Source organism: Kitasatospora sp. NPDC043949, from assembly GCF_056435365.1.
Map to the genome: position 1 here is coordinate 123,731 of NZ_JBWKEQ010000008.1, position 13,409 is coordinate 137,139.

The window sequence follows — 13,409 nt, forward strand, 5'->3', positions numbered from 1 at the left end:
TTACGTCCTTTCCCTCGCTACCGGACTCAGGCCTGCTCGGAGAGCAGCTTGCCGTCAGCGGTCTGGTAGCCCTGCTTGAACGCGTCGATGGCGCTGGTCAGCGCGTCGACGGTGCCCTCGGCGAGCAGACCGGTCTCGACGATGCCCGCGAGCAGGTCCTTGTGCTGGAGGCGCACGTGGTCCAGGAACTCGCGCTCGAAGCGGCGGATCTCGGCGACCGGGACGTCGTCCAGCTTGCCGGTGGTGCCGGCCCAGATGGAGACGACCTGCTCCTCGACCGGGAACGGCTGGTACTGACCCTGCTTCAGCAGCTCGACCATGCGCGCACCGCGCTCCAGCTGGGCCTTGGAGGCCGCGTCCAGGTCGGAACCGAAGGCGGCGAAGGCCTCCAGCTCGCGGTACTGGGCGAGGTCCAGACGCAGACGGCCGGCGACCGAACGCATGGCCTTGATCTGGGCGGAGCCACCGACGCGGGAGACCGAGATACCGACGTTCACGGCCGGGCGGATGCCGGCGTTGAACAGGTCGGACTCCAGGAAGCACTGGCCGTCGGTGATGGAGATGACGTTGGTCGGGATGTACGCCGAGACGTCGTTGGCCTTGGTCTCGATGATCGGCAGACCGGTCATCGAGCCGCCGCCCAGGGCGTCGTTCAGCTTGGCGCAACGCTCCAGCAGGCGGGAGTGCAGGTAGAAGACGTCGCCCGGGTAGGCCTCGCGGCCCGGCGGACGGCGCAGCAGCAGCGACACGGAGCGGTAGGCCTCGGCCTGCTTCGACAGGTCGTCGAAGATGATCAGGACGTGCTTGCCGTCGTACATCCACTCCTGGCCGATGGCCGAACCGGTGTACGGGGCGAGGTACTTGAAGCCGGCCGGGTCGGAGGCGGGAGCAGCCACGATGGTGGTGTACTCCAGCGCGCCGGCCTCCTCCAGGGCGCCGCGGACGGACGCGATGGTGGAGCCCTTCTGGCCCACGGCGACGTAGATGCAGCGGACCTGCTTCTCCGGGTCGCCCGAGCGCCAGTTGTCGCGCTGGTTGATGATCGTGTCGACGGCCACCGCGGTCTTGCCGGTCTGGCGGTCACCGATGATCAGCTGACGCTGGCCACGGCCGATCGGGGTCATCGAGTCGATGGCCTTGATGCCGGTCTGCAGCGGCTGCTTGACCGACTTGCGGGCCATGACGCCGGGGGCCTGCAGCTCCAGGGCGCGGCGACCGCTGGAGGCGATGTCGCCCAGACCGTCGATCGGGTTGCCCAGCGGGTCCACGACGCGGCCGAGGTAGCCGTCGCCGACCGGAACCGAGAGGACCTCGCCGGTGCGGCGCACGGTCTGGCCCTCTTCGATGCCACCGAACTCACCGAGGATGACGACACCGATCTCGCGGGTGTCGAGGTTCAGCGCGAGGCCGAGCGTGCCGTCCTCGAACCTCAGCAGCTCGTTCGCCATGACCGAGGGCAGGCCCTCGACATGCGCGATGCCGTCCGCCGCGTCAGTGACCGTGCCGACCTCTTCCACAGAAGCGGCGTCCGGCTGGTACGACTGGACAAAGTCGGCCAGCGCGTCCCGGATCTCCTCCGGACGGATCGTAAGCTCCGCCATCAGGCTTCCCTGCTCTCCTAGTTTGCGATCCTCGGCCCGCCATTGAGGGCCGCAAGTATTCGACTCTCGGCCGGGTCTGCCGAACCGGCCGTCCGATGTGCCGGCTCCTTGGGGAGCCGGTTTCCCGACCGAGGGTCGGATGTGCTGCTGCTTCGGTGTGCTCAGCCTTCGAGCGACTGGCGAGCGCCTTCGAGGCGGCTCGACACGGTGCCGTCGATGATCTCGTCGCCGACCTGCACCCGGACACCGCCGACGACCTCGGGGTCGACGTCGATGTTCAGGTGGACCTGGCGGCCGTACATCCGGCCCAGAGCACCGGACAGGCGCTCCTTCTGGGTGTCCGACAGCGGCACCGCGGTGGTGACCAGGGCCACCACGCGGCCGCGGCGTGCGGCGGCGAGCTTCGAGTAGGACTCCAGGCCCTGCTCCAGGCTACGGCCACGCGGCGCGTTGACGATGGCCGTGACCAGCCGGACGGTGCCCGCGTGGGCGCGGCCACCGAGCAGCTTCTTGATCAGCGCGGCCTTCGCGGCGGTGCCAGCCTTCGGCTCGGTCAGCGCGGCGCGCAGCTCGTGCGAGCCGCCCACCACCCGGCTGAACCGGAACAGCTCGTCCTCAACGTCGTCCAGGGCGCCTGCCCTGTCCGCCGCGATGACCTCGGCGTACGCGGCCAGCTCCTCGGTCCCGTCCACCAGGTCGCGCGAGCCCGACCAGCGGGAGCGGACCAGACCGGAGACGAGGTCGACGGTCTCGCCGGAGACCTGACCGGTCAGCAGCGAGGAGACCAGCTGGGCCTTGTCCTGACCCGACCGGGACGGGTCGGTCAGGACACGGCGCAGCGACACCTCACGGTCCAGCACGGCCGTGACGGCGGTGAGCTCCTCGGCGAGCTTGGCCGCGTCCACCGAGGTGGAGTCGGTCAGGCTCTCCAGGTTCTGCCGGCCGGCGGCGAGGGCCTCGCGGCTGGCGCCGATCACTTGGCCGCACCCTGAGCAACGGCGGCCTTGGCCTCCAGCTCGTCCAGGAAACGGTCGATCACGCCGCTCTGCCGAGCGCTGTCCTCGAGGGACTCGCCCACGATGCGGGAAGCCAGCTGGGAGGCCAGCGAACCCACGTCCTGGCGCAGGACGGCAGTCGCCTGCTTCTTGTCGGCCTCGATCTGCGCGTGGCCGGCGGCGACGATGGCCTCGCGCTGACGCTGGCCCTCCTCGCGCATCTCGGTGAGCTGGGCAGCGCCCTGCTCGCGAGCCTGCTCGACGATGCGGGCAGCCTCGTGACGCGCCTCGGCGAGCTCGGCGCGGTACTGCTCAAGCAGGGCCTGGGCCTCCGCCTGAGCGGCCTCGGCGCGCTCCATGCCGCCCTCGATGGCGTCCCGACGCTCCGACAGCACCTTCTCGATGCTGGGGAGGAGCTTCTTGCCGAGGAGACCGAAGACGATGAAGAAGCAGAGCAGGCCGATGATGATCTCGGGCCACGCGGGGAGGAGAGGGTTCATCTTCTCCTCGGCCGCGAGCGTAACCGCGATGCTCATATCTGGACCTTCCTCGAATGGGTCTGCGGCAGGATTACTTGTTGCCGAAGACGAACGGCATGACGATGCCGATGAGGGCGAGCGCCTCGGTCAGCGCGAAGCCGATGAACATGTTGGAGCGGATCAGGCCGGCAGCCTCGGGCTGACGGGCCATGGCCTGGACACCGTTGCCGAAGATCAGACCGACGCCGATGCCGGGGCCGATCGCGGCGAGGCCGTAGCCGATGGAGGCGACGGAACCGTAGACGTTGCCCTCAGCGAGGATGCTCATTGACGTTGTCCTTTGCAGGGGTGGTGAACCGGTGGTGATTGGCCACCGGGCAATCCGGAGAGGTTGGTTCAGGGAGGGCCGAAGCCCCCTGGCTCAGTGCGCCTCTTCGAGGGCACCGGCGATGTAGCTGCTGGCCAGCATCACGAAGATGTAGGCCTGCAGGAACTGGACCAGCAGCTCGAAGGCGGTCAGCGCGACGGCGACGATGAACGAGGCCGAGCCGTAGAGCGCACCCAGGGTCGGGCTGAGCAGGTACCAGGAGGCGATGGAGAACATCACGATCAGCAGGTGGCCGGCGAACATGTTCGCGAAGGCTCGGACCGCGAGCGTGAAGGGGCGCACGAAGATGTTCGAGAAGAACTCGATCGGCACCAGGATGAACATGACCCAGCCGGGGATGCCCGAGGGCCAGCAGAGGTTCTTCAGACCGCCGACGAAGCCGTGCTTCTTGAAGGTCAGCGTCATGTAGGTGATCCACACGACCGCAGCGAGGCCGGCCGGGAACGCGATCGCCGCCGAGACGGGGAACTGCGCGAAGGGGATGATCGACATGATGTTCATCAGCCAGATGAAGAAGAACATCGAGACGAGCATCGGGACGTACTTCTCGCCCTTCTTGCCGATCGTCTCCAGCACGATGGAGCGCTTGACGAAGTCGTAGCCGATCTCGCCGACGAGCTGCAGCTTGCCGGGGACCAGGCGCGGCTTGGCGAAGGCGGCCCAGAAGAAGACGACGACCAGCAGCGCAACGATGACCGACAGCAGCATCGGCTTGTTGAACTCGATACTGCCGATCGAGAAGATCGGCTTGAACTGGAACTCGTTCAGACCCGGGGCCGGGAAGCCGCAGCCAGCGTCCCCGAAGTGGCAACTGCCTGAGGCGAGGAACGTGAGCTGATCAGCACTCACCACGGACTCCTTCGTCGTGACGCATGGTTACGGCAACCTCGGTGTGTCGGCGTGGCCTGCGGCCACGGAGCGGCACTGGAACTTGATGGGTTTCTCGCGGATCCCGCGCGCCGGTGCGCCGCACCACAGCGGGATCATCGAAGACTGCGCGGATCCGGGGGGCGATCCGTCCGCTGTTCGGACAGACCTGGCCGCTTCCCGTACTCCGTTGTTGCGACGGACGATAGCAGTCCGTCAGTGCGGCATAAACACCGCCCCCCTCGTTGGGGGGACAGCCAGGGCTCGTCACTGTTGACGCCCCGAGTCGGAGGGCTTGTCGCCCTTGTTTTCGGAGGCGTCGGGGTCGACGTAGAAGGTCTTGGCCTTCAGCGCACCGCGCACCTGGAACCCCGTCCAGATCAGCGCGCAACCGAGCAGGGTGAAGGCGAAGGCCTGCCGGTTGAAGAGCTCGGTGTTCTTGAAGACCGCCAACACGATGCCGACCAGCAGGATCTGCGTGGTGTACACGAGCAGCGCCGCGGCCATCATGATGTGCGGGTTCGACCTGGTCAGCCGGTCGAGCGCGACCTGGCCGAAGCTGAAGAAGGCCATCACCAGGAGTGCGCCGAAGAGGGCGCCGAGCAGCCCCTTCCCACCGGCGACGGCGAACGAGATCGCCATGGCGATGATCCCGGCGGCCGCAGTGGGAATCGCGGCGCCTCGGAGGATCCGGGCGTCGGTGGACGGCATGTCGGCAGCTCCGGCGGCATGTCGATGTGACGGGGGACGGGGCACAGAAGGTGGTGGGTGACACCGGACCGAGAGGCCGCCGCCCGGGCCGCCCGCTGGAGCGGCGGGCCCGTCGAGGGAGACCGACCAGGGACGGAAGTCCTCCACCTGTCAGGTCTTTCGGCGTGTTCTCGGTACTCGTGAACGGTATCACAAACTATTTGATGAGAGCTTTACCATGAATGTGTGGCACCTGTCACACCGACGGCGCAACGGTGCATCCGAACGGGTGAGGCCATTTGACGGAACATCAACTGCCTTGCTAGCGGCGGCCGGTGGCCCGGCCGTGGTCGTCGAGCGCGGAGGCTCCCCGGTCGGCTTCACCAAGAAGTTGCTTGTCCTTTGCCGACAGTTCAGCCATGGGGGCGGACGGACGGCGCCGGTAGCGCGGCGGGACGAAGGCCTGCACCGCCTTCGGCGCGCGCGGCCGGAACTGCGGCGTCAGCAGCACCACCAGGCCGACCAGGCAGAGCCCGGCGAGCGTCAGCACCACCGTGCGGCCGGTGTTGGTGACCGAGAAGGCCACCGTGCCGAAGGCGATCAGCGCGGCCCAGAAGTACATGATCAGCACCGCGCGGCTGTGCGAGTGCCCGACCTGGAGCAGCCGGTGGTGCAGGTGGCGCTTGTCCGCGGCGAACGGCGACTGGCCGGCCCAGGTGCGGCGCACCACCGCGAGCAGCAGGTCCGCCAGCGGCAGCGCGATGACCGTCAGCGGCAGCAGCAGCGGGATGTAGATCGGCACCAGGGCGTGCACGGTCGCGGTCTGCGAACCGGTCTCGCTGCTGATCAGGTCCGGGTCGACGCGGCCGGTGATGGAGATCGCGGCCACGGCCAGCATCAGGCCCAGCATCATCGAGCCGGAGTCGCCCATGAAGATCCGCGCGGGGTGCATGTTGTGCGCCAGGAAGCCCAGGCACATGCCGATCAGCAGCACGCTGAACAGCACCGCAGGCGCCGCGTCGGTGATCGTGTAGCCGTACCAGAGCCGGTAGCTGTACAGGAAGAACGCCATCGCGGCGATGCAGACCATGCCGCCCGCCAGGCCGTCCAGGCCGTCGATGAAGTTCACCGCGTTGACCATGACGACGACCAGGGTGACCGAGATGACCATGCCCTGGGTGGGGCTCACCGCGACCGCGCCGACACCGGGCACCGGGAGGGTGATCACCGTGACGCCCTGCCAGACCATCACACCGGCGGCGATCATCTGGCCGCCGAGCTTCACCAGCGCGTCCACGCCCCACTTGTCGTCGAGCACCCCGAGCAGCCACATGATCCCGGCGCCGGACAGCAGCGCGCGGATGTCGGTGCCCTGGGAGAACACCTTGCTCAGGTTGTCCAGCTGGGAGGCGACCAGGATGCCCGCGCACAGCCCGCCGAACATGGCGATCCCGCCGAGCCGCGGTGTCGGCTCGCGGTGCACGTCCCGGGCGCGGACCGGCGGCATGGCGCCCGCCGCGATGGCGAACTTCCGGACCGGGCCGGTCAACAGGTAGGTGACGGCGGCGGTGCAGAACAGCACCAGCAGATACTCACGCACCACCGGCCTCCTGCGTCACTGTCCAACGGGGAGGTACCGAAGGTACTCCCCTGCGTTCCCGGGGTTCGAGGTGCGTCGCCACGCCCCACACCTTATTGAGTCGGACGCTCAAGGCACGCATCGCGGTTCGCTCTCCCGGGTAGGAGATCCGAATATCCGTCGACGACGCTCTTGTTCACCGCCGGTCGGCGAAGGACAGGGCCAGCTCCCGGACCCGGTTCGCCACCCGCGCGCCCGTGCCCCCGGCGAGCACCTGGGCGATCAGCCCGGCGAGCTCAGCGAGTTCCGCCTCGCCCATCCCCTGGCTGGTCACCGTGCCGGTGCCCAGCCTGATCCCGGAGGCCTCGGCCGCCGGCGCCGGGTCGTAGGGCAGCGCGCACTTGCCGAGCAGCAGTCCGGCCACGGCGCAGCGCCGCTCGGCCTCCGCGCCGGTGACGCCCAGCGGGCTCACGTCCGCCGTCACCAGGTGGGTGTCGGTGCCGCCGGTCAGCGGGCGCATCCCGGCCGCCGCGAGCCCTGTCGCCAGCACCCGCGCCCCGTCCACCGTCCGCTGCGCGTACGCCCGGTAGCCGGGCGTCGCCGCCTCGGCCAGCGCCACCGCCTTGCCGGCCACCTCGTTCATCGCCGCCCCGCCCTGGCTGAACGGGAACACCGCCCGGTCGATCCGCTCGGCCAGCTCCGCGGTGGACAGCAGCAGGCCCCCGCGCGGGCCGCGCAGCAGCTTGTGGGTGGCCGCCACGGTGACGTCCGCGTACGGCACCGGGGAGGGCGCCACCCCGGCGGCGACCAGGCCGGCGGTCTGGGCGACCGAGGCGATCAGGTAGGCGTCCACCTCGTCGGCGATCTCCCGGAAGGCGGCCCAGTCCGGGTGCCGGGGGTGCGAGATCGAGCCCGCCACGATCGCCTTCGGGCGGTGCTCGCGGGCCAGGTCGCGCACCTGGTCGAGGTCGATCAGGCCGTCGGCCTCGCGCACCCCGTACCCCGTGAAGGCGAACCAGCGGCCGGAGAAGTTCGCCCGCGAGCCGCAGCTGAGGTGGCCGCCGTGCTCCAGCGACATCGCCAGCACCCCGTCGCCGGGCCGCAGCAGCGCCGCGTACGCCGCCAGCATCGCCGAAGTCGCCGACCGGGGCTGGACGTTGGCGTGCGGGGCGGCGAACAGCTCACGGGCCCGGTCGATCGCCAGCAGCTCGGCGGCGTCCGCGAGGGCGCAGCCGGTGTGGTGCCGGCGGCCCGGGTAGCCCTCGGCGTACTTGTCGATCAGCGGCCCGGTCAGCGCCGCCAGGACGGCCGGGGAGGTCAGGTTCTCCCCCGCCAGCAGCTGGACCGTCTCGGCCCGCCGCTCGGCCTCGGCCGCCAGCAGGTCGGCCACCTGCGGATCGGCCCGGTGCAGTGCCTCGGAGGCCCACGGGCGCCCTCTGGTCGCGGTCGGGCCGGTCGGGGCGTCGGTGACGGTCATGGCGGGGCTCCGGGGCGGCGTGGGGGCGCCTCCCGGCATGGGGGCCGGGAAGGGTGGGTTCCTCCAGCGTAGGACCGGCCGGGCCGGGCGGCTCGTCGGCGCGGGGCCATTCGGCGCTCGGCCGCCGCGGGCCGTCCCCGGGCCGCCGGGGGGCCTTCGGGCCGCTCGCGGCGCGGGCGGTCAGCGCAGCGCGGGCACGCCGGTGAGCGCGGTGACCACCGGGTCGACCGCGTGGAATATCTCCTCGCCGCAGTTGCGGAACATGCCGATCGGGGCCCCGTACGGGTCGTCCAGTTCGTCGGACTCCGGGGTGGCGGCGAGCAGCCAGCCGCGCAGCGCGGCGGCCGCCCGGACCAGGGCGCGGGCGCGCTCGGTGACGTCGGCGCCGCGGCGCGGGTCGGGCAGGGTGCCCGGGTCTATCGTCCGCACCAGGCGGGTGAACTCCTTCAGGGTGAAGGTGCGCAGTCCCGCCTCGTGGCCCATCGAGATGACCTGGGCGCGGTGGTCCAGGGTCGCGGTGAGCACCAGGTCGGCCTCGACCACGTGCTCGTCCAGCAGCTCGCGGCCGGTGAAGCCGCCGCTGTCGGCGCCGTACTCGTCCAGGACGGTCGCGGCGTGGTCCTCCATCGGCGCGCCCACGTGGCCCCAGGTGCCGGCGCTCTCCACCAGGATCCGGCCGGCCACCCGGGGGCTGAGCCGGGTGTCCAGCTCACGCCGGGTGAGCCGCTCGGCGATCGGCGAGCGGCAGATGTTGCCGGTGCAGACGAACAGGATCCGGAAGTGGTCCAGCGGCCTGGGACCCACGCTCAGGTACGGCGCTATGCCGGGCCCGGCATGGAGCGAGGCGATGGGCGTCAACTGCCGGCCTCCAGGTCGGGGACGACCTCCCTCAGCTGCTCGACGCTGATCGCGCCCGCCCGCAGCAGGACCGGGACCTTGCCCGTGACGTCGACGATGGACGAGGCGGTCGCGTGGTCCGCCTGTCCGCCGTCCAGGTAGACCGAGATGGCGTCGCCGAGCTGCGCCTGCGCCTCGTCGCAGGTGGCCGGGGACGGGCCGCCGGTCTTGTTGGCGCTGGAGACGGCGAGCGGGCCGGTGGCGTTCAGCAGCTCGATGGCGACCGGGTGCAGCGGCATCCGGACGGCGACGGTGCCGCGGGTCTCGCCGAGGTCCCAGCGCAGCGAGGGCTGGTGCTTGGCGACCAGGGTGAGCCCGCCCGGCCAGAACGCGTCGACCAGCTCCCAGGCCTGCTCGGAGAAGTCGGTGACCAGGCCGTGCAGGGTGGTCGGCGAGCCGACCAGCACGGGCGAGGGCATGTTGCGGCCGCGGCCCTTGGCGGCCAGCAGGTCGCCGACGGCCTCCGGCGAGAAGGCGTCCGCTCCGACCCCGTACAGGGTGTCGGTGGGCAGCACGACGAGTTCGCCCCGGCGAATGGCCGAGGCGGCCTCGCGCAGGCCGGTGGCGCGGTCCCCGGCGTCGGCACAGTCGTAACGGCGGCTCATCGGTGCGGTCCCCTTCCGGAATGGCTCATCACAGCGTTCACAGCACGGTCTTCACGGCGCGGCCGGGCGAGCGGCGGTACCGCGGCCCGGCCGGTCACGACGACGCCCCTCGGGTGGGCGTACGGCACTCGACCGCTCACAACGACGCCCTGCGGGCTGTCGTACTGTGCTCGATCGTTCACAACGACGCCCTGCGGGCTGTTGTGAAGCGCGGTCGGTTGTTCAGGTCGCGGTGGTCGGCGGTGTCCGTCCAGCCGCGTTCCTCGTTGAAGATCCACGGGACCTGCCCGCCCTGCTGGTCGGCGTGCTCGATCACCACCGCGCCGCCGGGGCGCAGCAGCCGGGCGGCCACCCGCTCGATGCCGCGGATGGTGTCCAGGCCGTCCTCGCCGGAGAACAACGACATCTGCGGGTCGTGGTCGCGGGCCTCCGGGGCGACGTACTCCCACTCGGTGAGCGGGATGTACGGCGGGTTGGAGATCACCAGGTCGAAGCGGCCGTCCCAGGAGCGGTCGTCGGCGAAGGCCCGGGTGGCGTCACCGGCGTGCAGGGTGACCCGGGCGCGGTCGGGGCTGGCCTCGATGTTGCGCCGGGTGTACTGCAGCGCGCCCTCGTCGAGTTCGAAGGCGTGCACGGTCGAGCGCGGCAGCTCCTGGGCCAGGGCGAGCGCGATGGCGCCGGAGCCGGAGCACAGGTCGACGACCAGCGGCTCGGCCACGTCCATGTCGCGGACGGCGTCTATGGCCCACTCGACGACCGTCTCGGTCTCCGGCCGGGGTACGAACACCCCGGGGCCGACCTCCAGTTCGAGGTAGCGGAAGAACGCCCGCCCGGTGATGTGCTGGAGCGGTTCGCGCGCCTCGCGGCGGGAGACGGCCTCCCAGTAGCGGGCGTCGAAGTCGGCGTCCTTCACCGAGTGCAGCTGGCTGCGCTTGACGTTGTGGACGTAGGCGGCGAGTTCCTCCGCGTCGAAGCGCGGCGACGGCACGCCGGCCGCGGCCAACCGCTGGGTGGCCTGGGCCACCTCGGCGAGCAGCAGGTTCATCCGTACGACCTCTTGTTTCTGCGCTCCGGCTCGCGCCGTCGCTCGGGCTGGGCGCGCCGGTCTCAGTTCTGTTGGGCCGAGGCGAGCTTGGCCGCCGCGTCCGCGTCGACGCAGGACTGGATCACCGCGTTCAGTTCGCCGTCCAGGACCTGGTCCAGGTTGTACGACTTGAACCCCGTGCGGTGGTCCGAGATGCGGTTCTCCGGGTAGTTGTACGTCCGGATCCGCTCGGAGCGGTCCACCGTACGGACCTGGCTGCGACGCGCGTCCGAGGCCTCGCGCTCGGCCTCCTCCTGCGCGGCGGCCAACAGGCGCGACCGCAGGATGCGCATCGCCTGCTCCTTGTTCTGCAGCTGGCTCTTCTCGTTCTGGCAGGACGCCACGATACCGGTCGGCAGGTGGGTGATCCGGACCGCGGAGTCGGTGGTGTTGACCGACTGGCCGCCGGGGCCGGACGAGCGGTAGACGTCGATCCGCAGGTCGTTGGCGACGATCTCGACCTCGACCTCCTCCGCCTCGGGGGTGACCAGCACGCCCGCCGCGGAGGTGTGGATGCGGCCCTGGGACTCGGTGGCGGGGACGCGCTGCACGCGGTGCACGCCGCCCTCGTACTTCAGCCGGGCCCAGACGCCCTGCCCGGGCTCGGCGTTGCCCTTGGTCTTCACGGCCACCGAGACGTCCTTGTAGCCGCCGAGGTCGGACTCGTTGGCGTCGATGATCTCGGTCTTCCAGCCGATCCGCTCGGCGAAGCGCAGGTACATCCGGAGCAGGTCGCCGGCGAACAGCGCGGACTCCTCGCCGCCCTCACCCGCCTTGATCTCCAGGATGACGTCCTTGTCGTCGCTCGGGTCGCGCGGCACGAGCAGCAGCCGCAGCTCCTCGGTCAGCCCCTCGCGGCGCTGCTCGCCCTCCTTCACCTCGGCGAGGAACTCCGGTTCCTCGGCGGCGAGTTCGCGCGCGGCCTCGATGTCCTCGCCGGCCTGTCGCCACTGCCGGTAGACCCGGGTGATCGGGGTCAGCTCGGCGTACCGCTTGGCCAGCTTGCGAGCGTTGGCCTGGTCGGCGTGGACGGACGGGTCGGCCAGCCTCTTCTCGAGGTCGGCGTGCTCGACGAGGAGCTCTTCGACTGCCTCGAACATGGAGTGGGCCTTCTTCCCGTGAGAACCGTTGGAAGCCGGTGAGGACCGGCCGGTCGTGCGAACCGCTGGAGGGGGTGCTGGGGGATGCGAACGGCGCCGGCCCCCAGCGCCCCCGGAACGAGTACGGGGGCACCGGGAACCGGCGCCGTGGGAGCGCTAGGCCTTCGCGCTGTGCTGCTTGCCGAAGCGGGCCTCGAAGCGGGCCACGCGGCCACCGGTGTCGAGGATCTTCTGCTTGCCGGTGTAGAACGGGTGGCACTGCGAGCAGACCTCGGCGCGGATCTCGCCACTGGTCTCGGTCGAGCGGGTCGTGAACTCGGCGCCGCAGGTGCAGGTCACACGGGTGACCACGTACTCGGGGTGAACGTTGGGCTTCAAGGGGTTCTCCTAGGTTTCGGGAGGGCACCGGGTCGGCGGCTGGAGCGCCGCACGTGAACCGGGACCGACGGACCAGTCTGCCAGGACCGGCCGCATCTTCCCAAACCGGGTCGTGTTCCGGGATATTCCGGGCACCGCTCAGCGCCTGGCGGGAGCCTTCGCCGGGGCCGTGGGGGCGGCCGTGGGGGCGGCCGTGGGGGCGGCCTGGGCGGGGTTCTCGGGCTGCGCCGAGACGATCGCCTGCGGGACCGGCTGGTCGGCCTTGAGGGCCGCCCAGAGCTGGTCCGCCTGCGGCTGCTGCTCGACCACCCGGTTGGGGTCACCGGGGGCGGTCATCACCGGCAGGGTCACCATGCCGAGCTGGTCCGGCCCGATCCCCTTGAGCTCCTGGACGAGCCCCACCAGGGCGTTCACCGAACCCAGCGCGGAGTCGGTGGTGATGCTGCGGGTCATGGTGTCGCCGATCGACCAGAGCTTGACCGGGTTGGAGAACAGCCCGATCCCGCCGGCCTGCTGGAGCAGCGACTTCACCATCTGCTTCTGGAGTTCGATCCGGCCGAGGTCGCTGCCGTCGCCGACGCCGTGCCGGGTGCGGACGAAGGCCAGCGACTGCTGCCCGTCGAGGTGGTGCTCGCCCGGCGGCAGGTCGAGCCCGCTGTCCTTGTCGTGGATGGCCACCGCGGTGCTCACGGTGGCCCCGCCTATCGCGTCCACGACGCGGGCGAAGCCGGCGAAGTCGATCTGCACGTAGTGGTCCATCCGCAGCCCGGTGAGCTGCTCGGTGGTCTTGACCGCGCAGGCCGCGCCGCCGGCCTCGAAGGCGCTGTTGTACATCGCGCGCTTGGCGCCGGCCACCGCCTTGCCGGCGGCGTCGGTGCAGTCGGGCCGGGTGACCAGGGTGTCGCGCGGGATCGAGACGACCTCGGCGTGCGAGTGGTCCTGGTTGACGTGCAGCACCATCGCGGTGTCCGAGCGGGCGGTGTCGCCGGTGTCGCCGCCGGCCAGGTCGCCGTTCTCGCCGTTGCGCGAGTCGGAGCCCAGCACCAGGACGTTGAACGAGCCGTCGGTGGCGGCCGGCGGGCGGGCGTCGCCGAGGCGGGCGTTGATGTCGACGCTCTTGATGTTGCCGTTGAGTTCGACGTACGCGTACCCGGCCGCTCCGGCGCCGAGGACGACGAGCGCGGCGAACGTGCAGGCGGCCGCCCGCAGGATCTTGCGGCGGCGGGTCAGGACCCTCTTGTGCTCGGCCATACGGTCCAGAGTAAAACG

14 protein-coding genes are annotated in these 13,409 nt (G+C 70.7%); all 14 read right to left on the reverse strand.

Annotated elements, in window-relative coordinates:
* Positions 1-26: 26 nt before the first annotated feature.
* The 14 genes from atpA to AC07AL_RS09525 all read right to left on the reverse strand — a co-directional run bounded on the left by atpA (position 27) and on the right by AC07AL_RS09525 (position 13,391).
* On the reverse strand, positions 27-1,601 hold the full coding sequence (gene atpA / locus AC07AL_RS09460; protein ID WP_363581994.1) for a F0F1 ATP synthase subunit alpha: 1,575 nt from the start codon (positions 1,599-1,601) through the stop codon (positions 27-29).
* A 161-nt stretch (positions 1,602-1,762) separates the two neighbouring features.
* Positions 1,763-2,578, reverse strand: coding sequence for a F0F1 ATP synthase subunit delta (locus AC07AL_RS09465; RefSeq protein WP_363581992.1), 816 nt, complete (start codon positions 2,576-2,578; stop codon positions 1,763-1,765).
* Positions 2,575-3,132, reverse strand: a complete 558-nt coding sequence (locus tag AC07AL_RS09470; protein ID WP_363581990.1) for a F0F1 ATP synthase subunit B — start codon at positions 3,130-3,132, stop codon at positions 2,575-2,577. Before AC07AL_RS09470 ends, AC07AL_RS09465 begins: the two co-directional genes overlap by 4 nt.
* Before the next feature lie 34 nt (positions 3,133-3,166).
* The gene (gene atpE, locus AC07AL_RS09475) at positions 3,167-3,403 is read right to left on the reverse strand and encodes an ATP synthase F0 subunit C (protein WP_350879602.1); all 237 of its coding nucleotides are present in this window, start codon (positions 3,401-3,403) and stop codon (positions 3,167-3,169) included.
* Positions 3,404-3,496: 93 nt separating this feature from the next.
* Positions 3,497-4,312, reverse strand: a complete 816-nt coding sequence (gene atpB, locus AC07AL_RS09480; protein ID WP_350879603.1) for a F0F1 ATP synthase subunit A — start codon at positions 4,310-4,312, stop codon at positions 3,497-3,499.
* A gap of 285 nt (positions 4,313-4,597) precedes the next feature.
* Positions 4,598-5,041 carry a Cg1360 family ATP-synthase-associated protein gene (locus AC07AL_RS09485; protein ID WP_371517123.1) on the reverse strand — a complete coding sequence of 148 codons (444 nt, stop codon included), beginning with the start codon at positions 5,039-5,041 and terminating at the stop codon, positions 4,598-4,600.
* 301 nt (positions 5,042-5,342) lie between these two features.
* A complete protein-coding gene (locus AC07AL_RS09490) occupies positions 5,343-6,620 on the reverse strand; it encodes an MraY family glycosyltransferase (protein ID WP_363581986.1) in 1,278 nt (425 codons plus the stop codon).
* A 175-nt stretch (positions 6,621-6,795) separates the two neighbouring features.
* Positions 6,796-8,076 carry a serine hydroxymethyltransferase gene (locus AC07AL_RS09495; protein WP_363581984.1) on the reverse strand — a complete coding sequence of 427 codons (1,281 nt, stop codon included), beginning with the start codon at positions 8,074-8,076 and terminating at the stop codon, positions 6,796-6,798.
* A gap of 180 nt (positions 8,077-8,256) precedes the next feature.
* The gene (locus tag AC07AL_RS09500) at positions 8,257-8,898 is read right to left on the reverse strand and encodes an arsenate reductase/protein-tyrosine-phosphatase family protein (RefSeq protein WP_363372045.1); all 642 of its coding nucleotides are present in this window, start codon (positions 8,896-8,898) and stop codon (positions 8,257-8,259) included.
* 32 nt (positions 8,899-8,930) lie between these two features.
* Entirely contained in the window at positions 8,931-9,578 is a 648-nt protein-coding gene (locus AC07AL_RS09505) for an L-threonylcarbamoyladenylate synthase (RefSeq protein WP_063347809.1), read from the reverse strand.
* A gap of 178 nt (positions 9,579-9,756) precedes the next feature.
* The gene (gene prmC / locus AC07AL_RS09510; RefSeq protein WP_063347810.1) at positions 9,757-10,623 is read right to left on the reverse strand and encodes a peptide chain release factor N(5)-glutamine methyltransferase; all 867 of its coding nucleotides are present in this window, start codon (positions 10,621-10,623) and stop codon (positions 9,757-9,759) included.
* 62 nt (positions 10,624-10,685) lie between these two features.
* Positions 10,686-11,762, reverse strand: coding sequence for a peptide chain release factor 1 (gene prfA, locus AC07AL_RS09515; protein WP_363581982.1), 1,077 nt, complete (start codon positions 11,760-11,762; stop codon positions 10,686-10,688).
* 156 nt (positions 11,763-11,918) lie between these two features.
* A complete protein-coding gene (rpmE, locus tag AC07AL_RS09520; protein ID WP_030057539.1) occupies positions 11,919-12,140 on the reverse strand; it encodes a 50S ribosomal protein L31 in 222 nt (73 codons plus the stop codon).
* Positions 12,141-12,278: 138 nt separating this feature from the next.
* Positions 12,279-13,391 carry an LCP family protein gene (locus AC07AL_RS09525; RefSeq protein WP_363581980.1) on the reverse strand — a complete coding sequence of 371 codons (1,113 nt, stop codon included), beginning with the start codon at positions 13,389-13,391 and terminating at the stop codon, positions 12,279-12,281.
* Positions 13,392-13,409 lie beyond the last annotated feature (18 nt).

Excerpts from the sequence above, each read along its gene's own strand:
- atpA (WP_363581994.1), bottom strand. The coding sequence starts at position 1,601 with ATGGCGGAGCTTACGATCCGTCCGGAGGAGATCCGGGACGCGCTGGCC.
- AC07AL_RS09470 (WP_363581990.1), bottom strand. The coding sequence starts at position 3,132 with ATGAGCATCGCGGTTACGCTCGCGGCCGAGGAGAAGATGAACCCTCTC.
- atpE (WP_350879602.1), bottom strand. The coding sequence starts at position 3,403 with ATGAGCATCCTCGCTGAGGGCAACGTCTACGGTTCCGTCGCCTCCATC.
- AC07AL_RS09485 (WP_371517123.1), bottom strand. The coding sequence starts at position 5,041 with ATGCCGTCCACCGACGCCCGGATCCTCCGAGGCGCCGCGATTCCCACT.
- AC07AL_RS09495 (WP_363581984.1), bottom strand. The coding sequence starts at position 8,076 with ATGACCGTCACCGACGCCCCGACCGGCCCGACCGCGACCAGAGGGCGC.
- AC07AL_RS09505 (WP_063347809.1), bottom strand. The coding sequence starts at position 9,578 with ATGAGCCGCCGTTACGACTGTGCCGACGCCGGGGACCGCGCCACCGGC.
- prmC (WP_063347810.1), bottom strand. The coding sequence starts at position 10,623 with ATGAACCTGCTGCTCGCCGAGGTGGCCCAGGCCACCCAGCGGTTGGCC.
- prfA (WP_363581982.1), bottom strand. The coding sequence starts at position 11,762 with ATGTTCGAGGCAGTCGAAGAGCTCCTCGTCGAGCACGCCGACCTCGAG.
- AC07AL_RS09525 (WP_363581980.1), bottom strand. The coding sequence starts at position 13,391 with ATGGCCGAGCACAAGAGGGTCCTGACCCGCCGCCGCAAGATCCTGCGG.